The 18,358-nt window shown below is 63.5% G+C and carries 19 protein-coding genes and 1 tRNA gene; 9 read left to right on the plus strand and 11 right to left on the minus strand.

Annotated elements, in window-relative coordinates:
- Positions 1-27: 27 nt before the first annotated feature.
- Together upp and ACP696_RS17260 are read right to left on the minus strand one after the other, a co-directional pair.
- Positions 28-657 carry a uracil phosphoribosyltransferase gene (upp, locus tag ACP696_RS17255; protein WP_426013847.1) on the minus strand — a complete coding sequence of 210 codons (630 nt, stop codon included), beginning with the start codon at positions 655-657 and terminating at the stop codon, positions 28-30.
- An 81-nt stretch (positions 658-738) separates the two neighbouring features.
- Positions 739-1,362 (minus strand): TetR/AcrR family transcriptional regulator, encoded by a 624-nt coding sequence (locus tag ACP696_RS17260; protein ID WP_426013848.1) that lies wholly within the window; start codon positions 1,360-1,362, stop codon positions 739-741.
- Positions 1,363-1,470: 108 nt separating this feature from the next.
- On the opposite strand from ACP696_RS17260, the gene ACP696_RS17265 reads away from it, so the two are divergent.
- The 7 genes from ACP696_RS17265 to ACP696_RS17295 all read left to right on the plus strand — a co-directional run bounded on the left by ACP696_RS17265 (position 1,471) and on the right by ACP696_RS17295 (position 8,171).
- On the plus strand, positions 1,471-2,028 hold the full coding sequence (locus ACP696_RS17265; protein ID WP_426013850.1) for a TolC family protein: 558 nt from the start codon (positions 1,471-1,473) through the stop codon (positions 2,026-2,028).
- A gap of 33 nt (positions 2,029-2,061) precedes the next feature.
- Positions 2,062-2,616: a hypothetical protein gene (locus ACP696_RS17270; RefSeq protein WP_426013852.1), complete on the plus strand. Its 555-nt coding sequence runs from the start codon at positions 2,062-2,064 to the stop codon at positions 2,614-2,616.
- A 63-nt stretch (positions 2,617-2,679) separates the two neighbouring features.
- Positions 2,680-3,450, plus strand: a complete 771-nt coding sequence (locus ACP696_RS17275) for a FadR/GntR family transcriptional regulator (RefSeq protein ID WP_426013853.1) — start codon at positions 2,680-2,682, stop codon at positions 3,448-3,450.
- Between the two features lie 884 nt (positions 3,451-4,334).
- Positions 4,335-5,180, plus strand: coding sequence for a 5-dehydro-4-deoxy-D-glucuronate isomerase (kduI, locus tag ACP696_RS17280; RefSeq protein WP_426013855.1), 846 nt, complete (start codon positions 4,335-4,337; stop codon positions 5,178-5,180).
- 50 nt (positions 5,181-5,230) lie between these two features.
- Entirely contained in the window at positions 5,231-6,418 is a 1,188-nt protein-coding gene (locus ACP696_RS17285; RefSeq protein ID WP_426013856.1) for a glycoside hydrolase family 88/105 protein, read from the plus strand.
- A 32-nt stretch (positions 6,419-6,450) separates the two neighbouring features.
- Entirely contained in the window at positions 6,451-7,212 is a 762-nt protein-coding gene (locus ACP696_RS17290) for a FadR/GntR family transcriptional regulator (RefSeq protein WP_426014223.1), read from the plus strand.
- A 17-nt stretch (positions 7,213-7,229) separates the two neighbouring features.
- Entirely contained in the window at positions 7,230-8,171 is a 942-nt protein-coding gene (locus tag ACP696_RS17295) for a DUF4861 family protein (RefSeq protein WP_426013858.1), read from the plus strand.
- A gap of 316 nt (positions 8,172-8,487) precedes the next feature.
- Here the strand turns inward: ACP696_RS17295 and ACP696_RS17300 are convergent, their stop codons facing one another.
- From ACP696_RS17300 to ACP696_RS17310, 3 genes are all read right to left on the minus strand, one after another.
- On the minus strand, positions 8,488-11,349 hold the full coding sequence (locus ACP696_RS17300) for a PAS domain S-box protein (protein WP_426013860.1): 2,862 nt from the start codon (positions 11,347-11,349) through the stop codon (positions 8,488-8,490).
- A gap of 676 nt (positions 11,350-12,025) precedes the next feature.
- Positions 12,026-12,586 carry a hypothetical protein gene (locus tag ACP696_RS17305; protein WP_426044094.1) on the minus strand — a complete coding sequence of 187 codons (561 nt, stop codon included), beginning with the start codon at positions 12,584-12,586 and terminating at the stop codon, positions 12,026-12,028.
- Positions 12,587-12,792: 206 nt separating this feature from the next.
- Complete coding sequence (locus ACP696_RS17310; protein ID WP_426013863.1) at positions 12,793-13,311, minus strand: hypothetical protein; 519 nt, start codon at positions 13,309-13,311, stop codon at positions 12,793-12,795.
- A 97-nt stretch (positions 13,312-13,408) separates the two neighbouring features.
- Here ACP696_RS17310 and ACP696_RS17315 point away from each other — a divergent pair, with 97 nt between their 5' ends.
- Positions 13,409-14,272 carry a Fic family protein gene (locus tag ACP696_RS17315; protein ID WP_426013864.1) on the plus strand — a complete coding sequence of 288 codons (864 nt, stop codon included), beginning with the start codon at positions 13,409-13,411 and terminating at the stop codon, positions 14,270-14,272.
- Between the two features lie 1,051 nt (positions 14,273-15,323).
- Here ACP696_RS17315 and ACP696_RS17320 read toward each other — a convergent pair.
- From ACP696_RS17320 to ACP696_RS17335, 4 genes are all read right to left on the minus strand, one after another.
- Positions 15,324-15,408, minus strand: a tRNA-Leu gene (locus tag ACP696_RS17320).
- A gap of 164 nt (positions 15,409-15,572) precedes the next feature.
- Entirely contained in the window at positions 15,573-16,079 is a 507-nt protein-coding gene (locus ACP696_RS17325) for a MarR family winged helix-turn-helix transcriptional regulator (protein ID WP_426013866.1), read from the minus strand.
- Positions 16,080-16,266: 187 nt separating this feature from the next.
- Positions 16,267-17,031, minus strand: coding sequence for a hypothetical protein (locus tag ACP696_RS17330; RefSeq protein ID WP_426044095.1), 765 nt, complete (start codon positions 17,029-17,031; stop codon positions 16,267-16,269).
- A gap of 72 nt (positions 17,032-17,103) precedes the next feature.
- On the minus strand, positions 17,104-17,349 hold the full coding sequence (locus ACP696_RS17335; protein ID WP_426014225.1) for a hypothetical protein: 246 nt from the start codon (positions 17,347-17,349) through the stop codon (positions 17,104-17,106).
- Between the two features lie 123 nt (positions 17,350-17,472).
- Between ACP696_RS17335 and ACP696_RS17340 the strand changes: the two genes are divergently transcribed.
- A complete protein-coding gene (locus tag ACP696_RS17340; protein ID WP_426013869.1) occupies positions 17,473-17,655 on the plus strand; it encodes a DUF3606 domain-containing protein in 183 nt (60 codons plus the stop codon).
- An 11-nt stretch (positions 17,656-17,666) separates the two neighbouring features.
- Here the strand turns inward: ACP696_RS17340 and ACP696_RS17345 are convergent, their stop codons facing one another.
- Positions 17,667-18,089: a hypothetical protein gene (locus ACP696_RS17345; RefSeq protein WP_426044096.1), complete on the minus strand. Its 423-nt coding sequence runs from the start codon at positions 18,087-18,089 to the stop codon at positions 17,667-17,669.
- Between the two features lie 3 nt (positions 18,090-18,092).
- Complete coding sequence (locus tag ACP696_RS17350; RefSeq protein WP_426013873.1) at positions 18,093-18,347, minus strand: DUF3297 family protein; 255 nt, start codon at positions 18,345-18,347, stop codon at positions 18,093-18,095.
- Positions 18,348-18,358: the final 11 nt, after the last annotated feature.

The raw sequence follows: 18,358 nt of genomic DNA on the forward strand, positions 1-18,358 counted from the left end.
CTGGCGGAAGCGACCTCCCGTCCAGGTTTAGCGGGTGCCGAAGGTTCGATCTCCGGCGTCACCCAGGCCCGGCACGATATAGCCGTGGTCATTGAGCTCGGCATCCACCGCCGCCGTCCAGATCGCGACGTCGGGATGGGCGGCGCGCAGGGCCTCAACGCCCTGGCGCGAGGCCACCAGGCAGACAAAGCGCAGATCGGTGACGCCGGACTTCTTGAGGAGGGCGACGGCGGCGATCGCCGTGTGGCCGGTGGCCAACATCGGATCGACGACGATGACCAGGCGGTCGGCGATATCCTCGGGCGCCTTGTAATAATACTCGACCGCCTCCAGCGAGGCCGGATCGCGGAACAGGCCGATGTGGGCCACGCGGGCCGAGGGCACCAGGTCGAGCATGCCCTCGGCCATGCCCAGGCCCGCGCGCAGGATCGGGGCGAAGACCAGCTTCTTGCCGGCGATCACCTCGGCGTCCGTGGGCGCGACGGGGGTCTCGATGCGCACGGTATGGGTCGCCAGTTCGCGGGTGACCTCGTAACATAGCAGGGTGGCGGTCTCGCGCATCAGGGCGCGGAACGTCTTGGTGGAGGTGCCCTTGTCGCGCATCTTGGTCAGCTTGTGCCGCACCAGCGGGTGGTCGACGATCGTGACGCCTGGCATGGCCGGCTAACCTCCTGGAACGCGTGTTCGGCGCTTCAAGTGCCGCCTTAAGCGCCGCGCGCCAAGCGGAAATCGCTCGCCTTAGCGTTCCCGTCCGTAGGCCGCGAGGAACACATCGACGGCGGGCAGCACCTCGCCGTCGATTTCCGCAGCGGTCGGCTCGGCCATGGCGTTGCACAGGCGGGCCTTCATCAGGCGGTTCTGGCACAGGCCGATGAACTGCTGCGCGGCGTGGACGGGATCGGCCAGCTTCAACTGACCTGTATCGGCGGCCTTTTGGAGGATCGCGCCCAGCAGCAGTCCCCCGCTCTTGGGCCCGGTTTCGTAAAATGCCTGGCCGATCTCCGGCGTGCGCTCGGCCTCGGCGACGATCACCCGGAAATTGGCCATGCTGAAATCGCTCAGCACGATCGACAGATAGGTGCGGCCCACCTTGGTCAGGGCGGCGCGGATGTCGTCGATCTCAGACGAGATCTCGAACATGGCGTCGCGTTGCCAGGCGCAGTGGCGTACGACATAGGCGGCGAACAACTGCTTCTTGTTCTTGAAGTAGTTGTAGAGCGTGCCCTTCGAGCCGCCCAGCCGCGCGGCGATCGTGGACATCGACGCGTTGGCGTAGCCCTCCTTCAGGAAGACGTCGCGAGCGACGTCGAGGATGGCCTCACGGCGAGCGTCTCGATTAAGGCGCGGCTTTGTGTCCTGCATCGTTCTTTTTCGATCAAGAGGGGTCGCCCCTCGATCCCGTCAAGCTTCGGGTTACATACAACCAGTTATATGACCGTACGGTACGGTCAATTCAAGCCGGCTACTCCCATGACCACGAATGCCCTGGACATGCTCTTCGCCTGCAGGAAGCCACGGTCCGGCGAGGTCGGCGTCACCGTCGCCATCCTGTTGGCGGCTCTGCTGACCAGCGCCTGCGCGACGATGCCGGCCCCGACCGCGGCTCGCCTGGCCAAGGCTCCTGGCACCTATGCGACAACCCAGACCCTCCCGGCGCCCGAGGGCGCCTGGCCTGTCGACAGCTGGTGGAAGGCCTATGGCGACCCTCAGCTGGACGGCTTGGTCGACGAGGCCCTGAACGGCTCGCCCACCCTCGCCCAGGCTCAAGCGCGACTGCGACGGGCGCAGGCCTTGGCCACTCAGGCCAGGGCCGCGCAGCTGCCCAGCCTCAGCGCCGCCGCCGGCGCCGAGCGGGCCAAGCAGAGTTACAACAACGGGATCCCCCCCGACTTCGTGCCTCAAGGCTATAATGACTACGGCCGCCTCAGCCTCGATTTCAGCTGGGAGTTGGACTTCTGGGGCAAGAACCGCGCGGCCGTCGCGCGGTTGGTCAGCACGGCCTGCTCGGCGATCAGCACGTTCTGGTAGGTCGAAAGGCCGCCCTCATAGCGCGCGCGGATCATGCAGAAGGTCGACGCCCGCTGGACCGCCACCCTGTCGATGGCCGCCTTTGCCCTGTCGTTCTACATGCGCTCGGGCTTCACGCCGGACGTCGACTTCAAGGCCCTGGTCTGGCCGATGCTGGTGCAGGGGGTGGCGATGAGCACCTTCTTCATCTCGATGGTCACCATCTCGCTCAATGGCGTGCCGCCCCAGCAACTGCCGTCGGCCTCGGGCCTGTCGAACTTCTCGCGGATCACCGCTGGCAGCTTCGCCGCCTCCCTGACCACCACGATCTGGGACCGCAGCGAAGCGGCGCACCAGACCCGCATCGCCGAAACCATGAGCTCCAACGATCCGGCCTGGCTGGCGGCGGTGGAGCACATGCAGGCGGTGGGCATGAGCCATGCCCAGGCGGTGGGCGCGGCCACCGGCCAGGTGGTCAACCAGGCCTATCTGCTGGCCACCCTCGACTTCTTCCGCGCCTCGGCCTGGCTGACAGTGCTGCTGATCCCCTGCATCTGGCTGACCAGGAAAGCCATGGCCAGCGGCGGCGCTCCGCCGCCTGCCGACTAGCCGCCCTACCCTTCCCTCTCAACGCCGCCTAAGATAGCCGCGTCGAGAGGGCCTCAAGACAACATGACGACGCCGACCGCCAATCCCCTGCGCCTCTACCAGCGCGTGGCCGCGTCGATCGGCCAGGCCATCGCCGACGGCCGCTACCTGCCCGGCCAGCGCCTGGCCTCCGAGCGCGACCTGGCCGAGGAGTTCGGCGTCAGCCGGCCCACCGTGCGCCGAGCGGTCATCGCCCTGGAGATGCGCGGCCAGTTGGAGGCCAAGCAGGGCTCGGGCGTCTATGTCCGCCAGCCCGGTCCGCAACCACCGATCCCGCGCGACCTCGATATCGGCGCCTTCGACCAGGCCGAGGCGCGCCGCCTGTTCGAGGGCGAGGCCGCCGCCTTGGCCGCCACGCTGATCACCGAGGAGGAACTGGTCTATCTCGAGACGCTTCTGGCCGAGATGAACAGCGAGGAATCGACCAAGGAACAGTCGGAACTGGCAGACCGCCAATTCCACATCACCATCGCCCAGGCCACCCGCAACAGCGCGATCGTCCGCGTGGTCGAGAACACCTGGGACCTGCGTTACAAGTCGCGTCTGTGCATGCAGATGCTGGAAAAGGCCCGGCACGTGCGCAAGCGGCCGCTGAACGACGAGCATCGGGACATCATCGAGAGCCTTCGCACCCGCGACCCCAAGGCCGCCCGCGCCGCCATGCAGACCCACCTGGGCGGTTTGATCGAGAACCTGCTGCTGACCGCCGAGTTGGAAGCCATGGAACAAACCCGCGAGCGCCTGGCCAGCAAGCGCGAGGAAATCGCCCTGAGAGCCGCCAGCGCCGCTAAGTAGCCTCAGGCGGAGGACCACCGGACCCGCGAACAGGTCCGGCCGGCAGGGTCGTGAAGAGTCCGAGAGTGAATTTGCTTCAGATCAAACCGTCGTCCAAAATCCCCGTCTCTCCGGCGAAGGGCGGGCCCAGGTGAAGCCCACGAGCCGCTCAGGATGAATATGGATCTTGGCCTTCGCCGGGAAGACGGAGATTAGAGCGGTCGCTTCCATGTAAGCCAAACGCGCGCTAGAGCATTTTTCGAGCGAAGTGGTTCCGGTTCGCGTGACGAAAAATGCTTCAAAACAGAAGATTAGAGCTCACGGCCTGACGCAGTCAGGTCGGGAAATGCTCTAGAAGTTCACGTCCAGACGCGCGCCGAAGTCGCGGAAGGCGCCGCAGCCGGTGAACCAGGTGCGGCCCAAGGCGGTCGGGATCGCCGGGTTGCTGTAGCCAGACGCGCCATTCCCCAGGCCCTAGGCCTAACGCTGGTCGAGCAGGTTGTTGGCGACCGCGATCACGGCCGTGAAGCCAACAAAGCCCGTTGGATATTCATGATGCTTCCCCTCCCTCGCGGACGCCCAACCGGTTGCTCTGGCCATTTTTTGGCGTCAACTTGGTCAGACCAAAATGACGAACGAAAATGTAACTTGCCAAGCCAGGGCTGAAATCAACGTTATATCCAGCCTGTATGTTGACTTGTTTGAGCTTTCACGCCGATCGGCGTGCTGACCTCCCTTTCGGCTTCGCGAAATTGGCAAGGAGATGGTCATTTAGCTTTTCCATCTCGCCGCTAATTGGTAATACCAGATTGGTCACATCAGTGAGGGCGCATGAACCAGGCTCGCAACGACTTCAGGAGTGACCACGTCGCCAGCGCTCGCGTCCACAACTTGAAACGCGGCTGATGACACCCTCCGACGGCATGAACCTGCGTCCCAGCACCGACCGGGAGGGACTGCGCCGCATGTCGGCGCGAGCGATTCGCGATACCTTCGTCATCAGCGACCTGTTCAGACCAGGCGAGGTCTCCATGACCTATGTCGAGGTCGACCGGGCTGTCGTCGGCTCCGCCATGCCACTGAGCGCTTCCTTGGCCCTGCCCACCGATCGCCGCCTGGCGGCGAGCTATTTCTGCGAACGCCGCGAGGTGGGCGTCGTCAATATCGGCGCCGCAGGCTGGATCAGCCTGGACGGCGTTCGCCACGATCTGGACCGCCACGACAGTCTCTATATCGGTCGCGGGGTGCGCGACGTGGTGTTTGGCGGCGGCGCGCCGGAGGATCCCGCCAAGTTCTACTTTGTCAGCTATCCCGCCCACGCGACCCATCCCAACCGCCTTGTGCGCAAGGACGAGGCGCGCGTCATCCAGGCCGGCGATCAGAAGACCGCCAACCGCCGGGTGATCCGCCAGAGCATCCGCCCCGGCATCGTCGAGACCTGCCAACTGGTGATGGGCTTCACCGAGCTTGAACCCGGCAATGTGTGGAACACCATGCCGCCCCACACCCACGGCCGCCGCAGCGAGATCTACATGTATTTCGACGCCGCCCCGGCCCGGGTGATGCACATCATGGGTGAGCCTTCCGAACCGCGCACGGTATTCATGGACGACGGCGAGGCGGTGTTCTCGCCTAGCTGGTCGATGCACAGCGGCGTTGGCACGGCCGACTACCGCTTCGTCTGGTCGATGGGCGGCGAGAACCTGGACTTCGACGACATGGACACCTTCAGCCTGGCCGATCTGCGCTGAAGCGGGTTGGCAGGACCGACAAGAACAAGACGACCTAGGGAGACGACACGATGCCGCGACGCCTGTTGGGAGCATTTCTGGCCGCGGCGGCCCTGATCGGTCCGCTGCAAGCCTGCGCCGCGACGCCCGCCAAGCCTGGCGCCGCCGTCCAGAGCTCGGCCCTGGTCGAGGGCGCGCGCGTCGCCGACTGGCAGTTGAGCCACATCGACAATTTCGATTACGTGCCCGCCTCGCAGTTTCGGCGCGACACCGAGGCGCCCCGCGACTGGATCCAGGCGGCGTTCTATATCGGCCTGACCGCCTATGCCGACGCCGCCAAGGCGCCCAAATACACCGACGCCATCCTCGCCCACGGCCAGGCCGAGGGCTGGGGCTTCGACAAGCGCCCGCGCCACGCCGATGCCGACGCCACCGGCGCGGTCTGGGTCTGGGCCGCCGCCCGCACCCATGACCCCGCCAAGCTGGCCCCGGTCCGCGCCCGCTTCGACACCGTCCTGGCCAGCCCTTCGAGCGTCGATCTGGGCTTCGAGGCCAAGCCCCCCCAGGGCGGTGATCCCTATTGCCAGGCCCGCTGGTGCTGGAGCGACGCCATCTTCATGGCCCCGCCCACCTGGATCTCCCTGTCGAAGGAGACAGGCGATCCGCGCTACCTGGCCCATGCCGACAGCGAGTTCTGGGCGACCACCAGCCTGCTCTACGACCAGAACGACCACCTCTATTTCCGTGACAGCCGCTTCATCGCCAAGCGCAGCGACGCGGGGGCCAAGATCTTCTGGGGGCGCGGCAATGGCTGGGCCTTCGCCGGCGTCGCCCGCATCCTGCAGGACCTGCCCAAGGACCATCCCAGCCGCCCGCGCTACGAGGCGCTGTTCAGGCAGATGGCGACCAAGATCGTCACCTTGCAGGGCGAGCAGGGCTATTGGCCGGTTTCGCTGCTGGAGCCACAACAGACGCCGGAGACCAGCGGCACGGGCTTCTTCGTCTACGGCCTGGCCTGGGGCGTGAACCACGGGGTGCTGCCGGCCGCCCGCTACCGCCCAGCGATCGACAAGGGCTGGAGCGCGCTCGTCTCGGCGGTCGAGCCCGACGGCAAGCTGGGCTGGGTGCAGCGCGTGGGCGCGGCGCCCGACCAGGTAGGTCCCGACGACACCCAGCTCTACGGCGTCGGCGCCTTCCTGCTAACGGCCAGCGAGGTCTCTCGGCTGTCGCCTGCGCGCGGGAGCGCGGCGCAGCCGTGAGCTCGGTTGCTCCGCCTCTCGCCCCCGCTAGGATGATCGACATGACCCGCTCCGCCGATCCTCAAAAGCTCTATCAGCAGATTGCTCGGGCAATCGCCACCGCCATTGGCGAAGGCCGATATGGACCGGGCGACAAGTTGCCGTCCGAGCGCGAATTGGCGGATGACTTCGGCGTCAGCCGGCCCACCATCCGCGACGCCATGATCGCCCTGGAGTTCCAGGGCCTGGTCGAGGCGCGGCAGGGCTCGGGCGTTTATGTCAACGCCTCCCCGGTGGTCGAGGACACCGCTGACCTGGAGGTTGGCGCGCTGGAACTGACCGAGGCGCGGCGACTGTTCGAGGGCGAGGCCTGCGCCCTGTCGGCCGCCACCATCGCCGGCGAACACCTCGCCCACCTTGACCAACTGGTCGTCCAGATGGGGCGCTGCGTCTCGCCCGACGAGATCGAGCGCCTGGAGCAGGCGTTCCACCTCGCCATCGCCCGCGCCACCGGCAACGCCGCCATCGAGGCCGGTGTCGAGGACCTGTGGACCCTGCGCCAGCAATCCCCGGCCTGCGCCGCCCTGCTGCGCCGCGCCCGCAGCAATGGCGGGGGTGATTTCATCGACGAGCATCGCCAGATCGTCGCGGCCCTGCGCCAACGCGATCCCAGGGCCGCGCGCCAGGCGATCCATTTTCACCTGGCCCAGGTGATCGACGACCTGCTGGCCTTGGCTGAGCAGGACGCCTTGCAACAGACCCGCCAGAAAATGGCGGAACAGCGCCGCGAACTGGCACGCCGCACCGAAATCTAGAGAAACGGGATCACTCCATGTCCAAGCGGATTCTCACCCTCGCCCTGGCGGCGTCCCTGGCTATTGCCGCCCTCGCCATCGCCCAAGCCGCGCCGACCCTGCCGCCCTTGGTGGAGCCGGTCCTGGTCAAGCCCGACGCCGACGGCCAGAAGCCCCGCGCCGTCGTCAGCTACGCGCCCTATCGCTACGACGACATCCTCTGGGAAAACGACCGCACGGCCCATCGCATCTACGGCCCCGCCCTGCAGGCCTATGAGCCGCCCTCGACCTCCGGCATAGACGCCTGGGGCAAGCTGGTGCGCTGGCCGTTCATGGAGCGCCAGCTGAAGACCGGAAAACAGCACGACTTCCACGGCGAGGGGCTGGACTTCTACGACGTCAACACCTTTCGCGGCGCCGGCGGGCTGGGCGTCTGGCAGGACAACAAGCTGTGGGTGTCGCGCAACTGGAAGTCCTACGAGATCCTCAAGACCGGCGGCGACGTGGCCTCCTTCAAGGTGAGTTACGCGCCCTGGCCGGTCGATGTGGATCGCAAGGTCTGGGAGACCCGCACCTTCACCCTGCCGCTGGGCTCAAACTTCACGCGGATGGTCTCGACCATCAGCTCCGACAAGCCCGGCCCGCTGGTGATCGGCATCGGCATCAGCAAGCGCAAGGCCACGCATCAGGGCGCAGGCGGCGCGCTCACCAAGGACCTGGCGAGGGGCCGCGTCTCCTACTGGGAGCCGACCGATCCGGTGAAAGGCACGATGGGCGTCGCCTTGATGGTGGATCCCAAGGCCCTGGTCGAGGTGCGCCAGGACGCCGACAACTACCTGGTCCTGATCAAGGTCGAGCCCGGCAAGCCGTTCGTCTACTACATGGGCGCGGCCTGGGACAAAGGCCTCGACTTCCACGATCGCGCGGGCTGGGAGGCCTATGTGACGGCCCAAACGCCGGACTTCGATCCGGGGCGGTGAGCCTTAGGCGGCCGCTGTCGAAAGATTATGGTGCGGGCTGCCGGGGTCGAACCGGCACTCCTTTCGGAACCGGATTTTGAGACGAGCGGGTTCCTTGTAAAGTCAGTGACTTACGCCCGCTGCGCGTTCTGTGCGCGTTATGCCGACGTGGGGCCAACCTAACGCTGGCGATATTGCGGATTGGTGCAATGTCCGATTCCAGGCCCGGACCTCATTTCCGCACCCGACCCATTGCGGACGTTACAGATGTCCACTTCCCAGCTCCTTGAGCCGCTTGACGCCAGCACCAAGTGCCTGGGGTCGAATCGGTGCGATATCAGTCCAAGCTGTTCAGGCTGGTGGCAAGGTCGGCGGTACGGAACGGCTTCGTTAGCCGGGGGAGCTCTGGAGAAATTCCTGCCGTTTCGGCGTAGCCCGACACAACCAGCACCTTAATCGCCGGCCAAGCATTCCGTACCGTGTAGGCTAACTCGGTGCCAGTCACGCCGGGCATCAGATGATCCGTCACCACGATATTTGGAGCCAAGCCCCCCTCCAAGAGCCCGAGCGCCTCGACCGCCGAGACTGCCTCTATGACATCGTAGCCGAGTTCCATGAGCATCGCGGACGTGCTCAGCCGCACAGGCTCTTCGTCGTCCACCAAGAGAACCTTGCCGCGAGCCCCTTCCACCTTCACTTGCTCCTTTTTCGACGCGGGTTCGATTTCTGCGTCGCCTTCGCCCTGGGGCAGCCACATCTCCACGTTCGTCCCTATCCCAGGCGTGCTCTTGATCGTGACCGCTCCGCCCAGCTGAGAGGCCAAGCCGTGAACCATCGACAGACCAAGGCCGGTTCCTCTGCCGACGCCCTTGGTCGAAAAGAAGGGCTCGACCGCGCGAGCTAGCGTCGCCTCATCCATTCCGACCCCCGTGTCCGCTACTGAGATGTGCAAGTAGCGTCCGGCGCTCAGCTGGGACCGATGCGCCTGGTCGATAGCCTCGGCGTTAGCGGAAATCCACAACGTGCCGCCGTCAGGCATCGCATCGCGGGCATTCACCGCCAGGTTAAGCAAGGCCATTTCAAGTTGGTTCGGGTCGGCTTTGGCTGGGGGCAGGTCGTTCCCGATTTCGACCTTAACCTCGATCTGTGGCCCGGTCGTACTCTCGATCAGATCGGCCATCCCTGTCACGAGTTTGGCAACATCTACCTGCACCGCCTGAAGTGGCTGTCGGCGAGCAAACGCAAGAAGTCGCTGAACGAGTGTCGTAGCGCGATCCGCTGACTGTGCTGCGCCAGCGATCAAGCGCCGGTCGCGGTCGTTCCCCAGTTCCCGACGTTGAAGCAGGTCGAGCGCGCCAACTATGGGCGTTAGCAGGTTGTTAAAATCGTGAGCGACTCCCCCAGTAAGCTGGCCCAACGCCTCCATCTTATGGGTTTGGCGAAGAGCTTCCTTTGCAACCTCTAGCTCCGCTTCACGCTTCTTCTCCACGGTCACGTCACGGCCTGTGCAATACACCAGACCGTCGTCGGGGACGCAGACCCAGGAGATCGAGCGATACGAGCCATCCTTGTGCCGGTAGCGGTTCTCAAAGTTGATTGCTGCTTGGCCTTGCTGGGTTAGATGAAACCCGCCGCGCGTGTTTTCCAAGTCGTCCGGGTGTAGTAGGTCCCATATAGTCGTCCGCCTTACCTCGTCCTCCGACCATCCCAGCACTGCCAGCCAGGCGGGATTAGAGGTGACGAAGAAGCCTCGTTGATCCAACGCGCCCATCAGGTCCGGACTTAAGGCCCAGCTCCGTCCGCGAGCCTGCGTTCGCTCAATAACTCGGCCTTCAAGAGCGGCATTTAAATCCCGCAACGCAAATTCGGTATTCTTGCGCGCCGTGACATCCCGGTAGAAGACCGCCAGGTGCTCGGCAAAAGGATAGGCGCGCATGTCTATCCAAGTGGCGCGTCCATCTGGCCAAATGAAGTTGTGTTCCAGCGTCACGGCGCGCCGTTCCGCGATTGCCTGACGGAGGAGAGCGCCCAGTTCGGGCGCAGCGTCCGGGTGCGCTTCTTCGTGCGTCTTTCCAATAAGGGCTTCGCGTGGCCGATCCTCCAGCCGCATTGCTTCTATGTTCAGATCTAAGAAGCGGAGATCTCGATCAAGCAAGACAAATGCGTCCCCCATATTGTCGAGGACGTCTTGGGCAAGAGCGCGCTCGGCTCTAAGCCGCCGCTCGCTTTCGCGCAGCGCCGCTTCGGTCCGGGCGCGCTCGACCGCTGCCCAGGTGCGTTCAGCCACCTCTTCAACAAGGGCGACTTCGCCCTGTGTCCAGACTCGTGGACCGGTTGAGATGGCGTTGATCGCCCAAAGCGGGTTGTTCTCGCCTTTGCGCAGAGTCGCGGCGATCAAAGCGCCCAGGCCGAGGCCTGCGAAACTGGCCCGGTCGGTGTCTGAAAGGCCCTCCATCTCCACCACATTGTCGATCACCAGCGTGCGATCAAAGGCGACCTGAAGCGCTTCGGGAAAATCGGACAAACGCACTTGAGCGGGCAACGGGGGCAGACGGTCGTCGTGCACCTGATGGGGGAAGTCGCCCGCATCGTCGGCCAGGCGATAGATTCCGATGTAGCAGCGATCAAGCCGCAGATGTTCCCGGAGCATCTGGAGCGCCCGGTTTGCTATGCCCTCTGCGGTTGGTTCCGCCCGTAGCGAGTCGCTGAACTTCAGCAGGAACGTCTGTCGCGCCTCGCTCTCCTCCAACGCGAGCTCGCTGCGTTTGCGTTCAGTTACATCGCTAAACACGACCACAACCCGGAGGCTGCCGGCAGGGCCAATACGCGCCAGATAAGCGTTGAACCAGCGGCCCAGCCCCGACGCCGGCAACTCAAAGCGTATCGGCTCGCCCGTATTCACGACGTGCGAGTACCGTTGGGCCCACTCCATCTCAAGATCGGGCATAACCTCGCTGACCAGACGCCCCGCGATGTCCTTTATCCCCGTCAGGCGCTCAACCGCCGGGTTGACGACTATGTAGCGCCAGTCGACGACCTGCCCGTCCGGGTCCTGGACAACCTCAACCTCCATGAAGCCTTCGTCGGAAGAACTATACAGGGTGCGATAAAGGACCTCGCTCTCACGCAGCTCGGCAAGCGTTGCATTGGCTGCTTCTAGTTGGCGCTTGAGTGCGTCGATGTCTGCGTCGTGATTCATGCCTACCAGTCGCACGAACTGGGCACATTTGGGATAACGATGATCGCGACGAACGTCGGCTAGTGGATGGTGAACCTAGGTCGCCTTTCCACCCTTCTCTGACCCTGGCGATGTCCGCTTCCGGGACGAGGAACAAATTTCAAGGATCGGCGGAGGCGGTAGCCACTGCAACTATGTTGGTGCGGGCGGCCGGGGTCGAACCGGCACTCCTTTCGGAACCGGATTTTGAGACGAGCGGGTTCCTTGTAAAGTCAGTGACTTACGCCCGCTGCGCGTTCTGTGCGCGTTATGCCGACGTGGGGCCAACCTAACGCTGGCGATATTGCGGATTGGTGCAATGTCCGATTCCAGGCCCGGACCTCATTTCCGCACCCGACCCATCTCAGACATTGAGCGCGTTGCGTACTTAGGCGCGCACGATGTCTGAGATGGGTCGAGGCTGTGTGAAAACGCAGTGCTGAACCCTCTCACGGAAGAAAGCTTTCGCGTCCCGACCGGTCTCCATGCGCGACAAAGCGCGAGATTGGCCATTTGTTGGCCCCGTCGAAGGTCGCTTCGAGGTCCAGATTGCGTTTTCACACAGCCTCGGTCGGGTGCGGAAATGAGGGGCGCGGCTGTCAGGCGACCCAGCTTCGGTTTTCAGGTTTGCTGACCTGCTTTCCGTGCCCCCTAAGCGTCAGCTCAGCACGATCGCCTTGCGCCCAACCACATTCCACCGCCCACCTGCCTTGTGCAGCAAGACTAGGTAGACGCCACCGCCTAACTGATTGCTGGAGCTCACAACTTCGGCAATAGCCTCGGTGCCAAGCTCATCCAAGGCCGGGAGCGACATGCGATGGACATAGGCGGTGCGTTTGCCAATTCCAATGCTGCGCAACTGCGCGTTAGCTCCGGTCTCCGAAGCTAAAGCTCCGTGCGCGGCGGCCACCTTGCGAACATTCTCACACGTAAGAGCCGACTCCCCACGTGACATTTCGAAACTCGACAGGGTCGATGCTCGCGGAGCCTGGCCTTGCCAGCCGCTTTTCAACGTATCAGGCGACAGGTCTATGCTGAAAGGGCGGGTGGGAGCGGAGCTGTAATATGTGTCACCCAGCGCGCCGAGCGGGAGGGCGGACACGGCTGCATCACACCGCAGTTGACGCAGGCCGGCATTTGACGGCGAAGCCCCACCCTTCGTGTGGGCGCCAGCGAAAACGCCAAACAATGCGATGACCGCGATCGTTATGTTCATCATGTTCTCGGTACCGTCCCGCCAACCAAGGCAAGTTCGGAGTCGGTCGGGTACACTGCGCCGTTTATACCTGCAAGTATTTGTCCGTATTCATTCGTGATGGCTTCGCGGTTGGGATTTAACGCTCCAGCTTCACCATCGATGCTAGCGTGGGCGAGTTCATGGTAGATAACATAGTTCAACCCCTCGACCGGCCCGAACGCATTAGTCTAGTCTGTTAGTCGTACGGGATCGATGTGGATTATGTTGTCAGTCCCGGATACGTCAGTCCAGGCCGGGAACGACAGGGAGTGAGGCCCCACGTCTATCCTGGTGTGCTCGACCGACTGCAACAACTCTGTCCACGTCAAAGTGCCACCAGGAGCTGGGAAATAGCTTGTGTTCACTTGGTGGGGATCGGCCACCATTATTTTCGCTAGAGCGTAGAGCGCCTGCATGGCCTCGCGCGCCTGCTGATAGACGGGTGAGTTTGGATCTCCGGTCACGTGACTTGCGCCGAACACTTCGACTTCTTGCCTGAAGGTGTCGCTCCAAGCCTCAAACGCCGCTTCATCGCGGTCGGGCCGGACATTTTGTTGATAGTAATCGTAATTTACTTCGACACTATTGCCGCCGCCGCTTGAAGCCATCACGATAATCTCCGACACCGTGACGTTTGAGCCATAGCTGGCTCCCATAAGGAGTTCTTGATCAGCGATATCGATCAGACTTGAGTCTTCGAAAAGCATGCAGCACCTCTGCGGACAGATCGAAGTAGAGAAGCGCACGTTGACCAAATTCACAACCCTGCATAACAAATTCAACGAAATCCCTTGAGGACCATCTGTGGCCGAGCTTCCCGCGCCCACGATCACGCCGCCCGAAACGCCGAAACCATCCAGCTTCAAGCGGATTTCGGTGATGAGATTGCCGAGCTGGAAAGGGCTTTCGCCAGAAGTCCAAGCGAGTTTTATAGCCCTGGACGAAGCGCTGAGCCTACCTCGGAACAATGATGCAGGCATCGTCAATTGGTCGCTCGGACTTAAGGGGACATTGATCGACGCGTTGCCTCGGATCGAAGCTCTGGAGCATCGCTTGTCTGTGGAGATGTTGGCGCGGTCGCCCGTCGACGCGCTTGATCCTAGGACTCCGCTAGAACTACCGACCCGTGCGGCCGCTCAAATCCAACTCTTGAGCGGGTTGAGCGGGCACGCGTCGGCATTTCCCGAGACCTTGTCAGAGCTCCATCGGCTGATCCACGGGAGAAGCCAAGGCCTACGCACCACGGGCGTCCGAAGTCTTCCTGACCGCCTTGGGACGTATGTCGTGTTCCCCGAAGTCGAAGAGGTTCGCCCCGGCCTTGAGAGCCTGCACGGCTTCATCCTTGAGCATGTCGACGAGCAGCCCGCCTTCGCCGCTGCTGTTGCAATGACCTCGATCTGCAATATTCACCCGTTCGAGGACGGCAATGGTCGCCTGTCTCGCATCGTACTCAATGCGTTGACTAGAAAAGCTCACACTTCCGCTCCCTATCTGCCGCTGCATGAACTCGGCCGAATCTCCCGTGGTGGATTCCTGATCGCCATGAGACTTGCCCAATATCGCGGGGAGTGGCTACCACTTGCAGACTTCCTACGGGCCAGTGTTGACTTCGTGGCCAGCGTTCCAGATCGAGGCCGAGTACCCGCCGTGGATATTAGAAGCTATTAGGAGCCTACGACGCCACGCTCCTGCGGCGCAGCTCTTTAACATATCTGTCGATTGAGGTAGGTCCGCCTGCTCAAGCGTGCGCTGTGCGGCATTCTCGAAGACGATAGCGAAGCTGCACTGTCCACAATGTGAAGCTTAGGAGAGCTTTGATCCGCTCACCACCCCGATCAGACCTTCGCCCCGACCGCTTTCCGGAATGGCGCCCAAGGTCTGGTTTCGGGCGAGGCCCTCGTTTCTGCACCCGACCCTAGTCGGACGTTGAAGCTTCGAACCAGAGCCTCTAGCTTTGCAACTGGAGACGCGCGGCTGAGTATCCGGAGCCTTCTAGTGCCAGAAAAGCCGCCATTGCCTGGACGGACCTCAGAGGCGGCTTTCTTGAGCCAAGTAGGCTTTTGGTTCGTTAACTCGCAGGAGGCGCGTAGTCACCATGCCCGCATCAAGAAGTTTCTGACCATCGGCCTGATATCACTTCGCCCTCATCTCACTACCGACGGAACAGCCATTAAGGCTTACGAACTGACAGACCAAGGGCTTGATAGGTTGGCGCTAATTGCAGGAGAACGCATGGCTTCGGATGCGCGGGGGCATCGGGACTACTTCAGAGATCAAGCGCGCAGGCATCGTTGGGCGTGAGCGGACTTTGATCAATGAGCTTTCAGTGGAGTTGAACCAATCGGGCAGTCGATCCTGACAGGAAGCCCGTCTTTGTAGGCGTAGTACTCGATGCAGCCTTTCGGGGCTGAAATCGCTTCTCGTTTCCCAATGTCTGCTGCAGTCAGGAACTCCGACGGGGTAGTCTTTCCGTCGCTATTCCAATCCATTTCAGACCACCTGTACCCATGCTGAAGCGCGCCGAATGCGACGAAGCCGACATAGGCGACGGGTATCGCGAGGATGAGACAGACGAGAGCGATTAGAGTCTTCCGCATTCCTCGACCTTGGCAGTAGGAGGGTCGCCTTTCCACCTCTTCTCTGACCCTGGCGATGTCCGCTTCCGGGACGAGGGACAAATTTCAAGGTTCGGCGGAGGCGGTAGTCACTGCAACTATGTTGGTGCGGGCGGCCGGGGTCGAACCGGCACTCCTTACGGAACCGGATTTTGAGTCCGGCGCGTCTACCAGTTCCACCACGCCCGCACGGCGCCGGCCCGCTTGAGAGCAAGGCCGTGTCCCCATTTCAGAAAGCCGGACGTCAGGGCGTCTCGGCGAGGGGAGTGCTTCCTAGCAAAGGCGGGCGTGAACTTCCAGACGCCTTGAGGCGCTTTCCACACGCGATCGTCCGAACCGTGGATCTGGGCCCGCTAGCCTGGCGCGGTATCGGCCCCGTAGAGCGTGCCAGCGGCGATCTCGAGACGTCCCAGCAGGCGCTTAAGCGTCGCGACCTCGCCCGGCGCGAGGCCCGCGAGCAAGGCCGCCTCGTAGGCGCGGGCCATGGGCACGATCTCGGCGAACAGGCGGCGGCCGGCGGCGGTAAGCTCGAGGCTGTGCGAGCGGCGGTCGATGCGGTTGCTGAGGCGGACAGCCAGGCGACGCTCGACGAGATCCTGAGCGGCGCGGCTGACCCGCACCTTGTCCATGGCGGTTTTGGTCACCGCCGCCTGCTGGGTCAGCGGCCCCTCGGCCAGAACCGACATCAGGCGCCATTGCGGTATGCTGAGGCCAAAGCGGTCCTCATAGGCGCGGGCGATCAGCTTGGTGACCGCGTTGGCGGCGATGACCAGCTGGTAGGGCAGATAGTCCGCCAGCGAGACGTGCTCGGGCGCGCCTTCGGGCGGGGCGGGAATCATCTGTGAGACCGTAGCGGCCATGCCGTCCTTCCTTTTGTCCTCCAGACGCCCGCGACTCTTGCGTCCGCTCGCGTCGACTGGGATCGATTTGGCCCAGCCAGTTGGCGCGGCTCAATCGCGCCCGTTCGCGGAGGAAGGAAACTGCGCGTTTCGCTCGCCGGTTGCGCATCCGGCCTTGAGGACGCCCAGGGAAGGGGCGCCGCCGTGCTCAAAACTCTTCGTGCGACCGTCGCTCGTTTAGGCGCTTTAGCGTGGGGTCGGTATGAGTCAGCACCTTCTGGCAACGTTCCAGCTCTTTCAGGCAATCGCCGCGACTCCAGAAATCGGAAAATTCCACGACAGCCATACGGACTTGGCGAGCATAGTCCTTGTGGTCAAGGACCTTGGGCTCTTCGTCCTTGTGTTCGTCATGTCCATGGTCGGGCTCGTGTCCGGGACGGCGCCCCGTCAGCACCAAGGTCTGACCGCCCAGGATGGTGACATTCGCTGCGGCCAGTTCCAGCTCGGTTTCCGCCTTGTGACTGGCGCCGTGAGCGTCGTGCCCATGGCCATGCCCGCCGTGCTTGTCGTCCTTCTTGTCGTGCGCGCCTTTGGACTTGTCTTTTTCCTTGGGCTTTTCCTCGACCGGCTCTCCTTTGAGCGCCTCGGAGACGCCTTTCAGCGCCTTTGCGCAGGGTCCGCCGAACATCAGGATCGGCCCGACCCGCCTTTGGACTTCCTCGACCAGATCCTGAGCCTTCCAGAACAGCTCGCCCGAGGGCGCGCTGGTAGCCGCCACGCACTTGAGCTTGATCGCCTCGTGGATGATCCTGGGCACGTCGCGCCAGCGGTCGTCGCGACCACGACCGCCCACATGCTTGCCGACATAATAGGTGAGAATGGCCACGGCCGCCACGACGAGGGCGATCCCCGCCAGGAGGGTGGGATCGAAGATCGGCACCGGCGTCTCGACAGGAAACTCTGACTGGTACACCGCGCCCCCTCCAGCATCAGACATCAAGAGTGATAGGGTTAACGCAAGCGGAGCCGAGTTGCACGACCAAGGTTACGCGAAAGGTCGGGAAATCACGCCGCGCGCCTTGGCGCCCTGGTCGTAGCGGCTAGGACCGCCGTAGACGGCCACTTCGCACAGAATGTCTCCGCCGCTCTGCGTCGCCCAAAGATAGTTTCGCTCGACCTCGACATTCCGGCCGGCCGGCGAGACGCCCTCGAACGTGTCGCCCCAGGGAATCACCTTGTTGAGGTCTCGCCAGGTCAGGGTCATGGCGCGCGACAGCTCGTCCTGAGCCATGGCTTCGAGGTCGGGGTCGGGGTCGCTCAAGATCGATCTCCAGGTCCGTTGTCGTATCGCGCCATTAGCTCGACAACGCTTCGCGTGCAGGATAGGCGCTGCGCACGACGAGGAGACACGGCGATGGGTATTCCGAAGGGCAAGCGCGACTTCCGCGACGAGGACCGGCTTGATCCGCGTGAGCGCCACCAGGTGGAATACTGGTGCAAACGCTGGGGTGTGACCCGCGACCAGATCGTCGCCGCCCACCGCAAGGTCGGCAATTCGATCAAGGACATCGCCGCCGAGCTCGGCAAGAAGAAGTAGCGGCGCCCGCCTTACCGCTTGTCGCGTCGAAACTTGGCCGCTTCGGCCGCCAGGGAAGTGGCCGAAGGATCGTGTTCGTCCGGCTCGGGCGCGAATGGCAGATGGCCGGCCACTCCGCGCAAGGCCAGCCACAGCGGATGGCTGAAATGGCCCAGAATCCGCAATGGCCGGCGCTTGTCGTCGGTGACGTCCCAGCCCTCAAGCTCGAATGCGTCGGCCTGGTCGCGCATCGCCTTGACGTCAATGCCGTCCCAGCCCTCCGGATCGGGGATGGCGGCGGCCTCGTCGGCCGTCAGACCGAAGGTGTCGCGCGCCAGCTGATCGATCTCGGGAAACTCCGCGCGCGCCCGCGGCTCGGCGAACGACGGCTTCATCAGCGCCCGGGTCTCCAGGTCGGCGAAGCCGGGAAGGTCGATCAAGCGGCGCGGGGCCATGTCTCAGGCCTCTTCAGCGTTGTCGTTGCGCCAGTACGGCTCGACCACGCCCTGCAGCTTAATGGTCATCGGATTGCCCTTGCGATCGACGGCCTTGCCGGCGGTGACGCGGATCCAGCCTTCGCTGATGCAATACTCGTCGACATTGGTCTTCTCGACCCCGTTGAAGACGATCCCCACCCCGCGTTCGAGCACGCTGGCGTCATGATGCGGGCTGCTCGGGTTGGAGGCCAGGTGATCGGGGGGCGTATCGCTCATGGGACGGTCTT

This window comes from Caulobacter sp. DWR3-1-2, from assembly GCF_049896225.1.
Taxonomy (GTDB): domain Bacteria; phylum Pseudomonadota; class Alphaproteobacteria; order Caulobacterales; family Caulobacteraceae; genus Caulobacter.

What these genes read in the sequence shown, in the direction of transcription:
- ACP696_RS17300 (WP_426013860.1), bottom strand. Translation starts at nt 11,349, where the DNA reads ATGAATCACGACGCAGACATCGACGCACTCAAGCGCCAACTAGAAGCA.
- ACP696_RS17310 (WP_426013863.1), bottom strand. Translation starts at nt 13,311, where the DNA reads ATGCTTTTCGAAGACTCAAGTCTGATCGATATCGCTGATCAAGAACTC.
- ACP696_RS17345 (WP_426044096.1), bottom strand. Translation starts at nt 18,089, where the DNA reads ATGGCCCCGCGCCGCTTGATCGACCTTCCCGGCTTCGCCGACCTGGAG.
- ACP696_RS17265 (WP_426013850.1), top strand. Translation starts at nt 1,471, where the DNA reads ATGACCACGAATGCCCTGGACATGCTCTTCGCCTGCAGGAAGCCACGG.
- ACP696_RS17325 (WP_426013866.1), bottom strand. Translation starts at nt 16,079, where the DNA reads ATGGCCGCTACGGTCTCACAGATGATTCCCGCCCCGCCCGAAGGCGCG.
- upp (WP_426013847.1), bottom strand. Translation starts at nt 657, where the DNA reads ATGCCAGGCGTCACGATCGTCGACCACCCGCTGGTGCGGCACAAGCTG.
- ACP696_RS17305 (WP_426044094.1), bottom strand. Translation starts at nt 12,586, where the DNA reads ATGATGAACATAACGATCGCGGTCATCGCATTGTTTGGCGTTTTCGCT.
- ACP696_RS17350 (WP_426013873.1), bottom strand. Translation starts at nt 18,347, where the DNA reads ATGAGCGATACGCCCCCCGATCACCTGGCCTCCAACCCGAGCAGCCCG.
- ACP696_RS17340 (WP_426013869.1), top strand. Translation starts at nt 17,473, where the DNA reads ATGGGTATTCCGAAGGGCAAGCGCGACTTCCGCGACGAGGACCGGCTT.
- ACP696_RS17290 (WP_426014223.1), top strand. Translation starts at nt 6,451, where the DNA reads ATGATCGACATGACCCGCTCCGCCGATCCTCAAAAGCTCTATCAGCAG.
- ACP696_RS17335 (WP_426014225.1), bottom strand. Translation starts at nt 17,349, where the DNA reads ATGGCTCAGGACGAGCTGTCGCGCGCCATGACCCTGACCTGGCGAGAC.
- ACP696_RS17275 (WP_426013853.1), top strand. Translation starts at nt 2,680, where the DNA reads ATGACGACGCCGACCGCCAATCCCCTGCGCCTCTACCAGCGCGTGGCC.
- ACP696_RS17260 (WP_426013848.1), bottom strand. Translation starts at nt 1,362, where the DNA reads ATGCAGGACACAAAGCCGCGCCTTAATCGAGACGCTCGCCGTGAGGCC.
- ACP696_RS17295 (WP_426013858.1), top strand. Translation starts at nt 7,230, where the DNA reads ATGTCCAAGCGGATTCTCACCCTCGCCCTGGCGGCGTCCCTGGCTATT.
- kduI (WP_426013855.1), top strand. Translation starts at nt 4,335, where the DNA reads ATGACACCCTCCGACGGCATGAACCTGCGTCCCAGCACCGACCGGGAG.
- ACP696_RS17270 (WP_426013852.1), top strand. Translation starts at nt 2,062, where the DNA reads ATGCAGAAGGTCGACGCCCGCTGGACCGCCACCCTGTCGATGGCCGCC.
- ACP696_RS17285 (WP_426013856.1), top strand. Translation starts at nt 5,231, where the DNA reads ATGCCGCGACGCCTGTTGGGAGCATTTCTGGCCGCGGCGGCCCTGATC.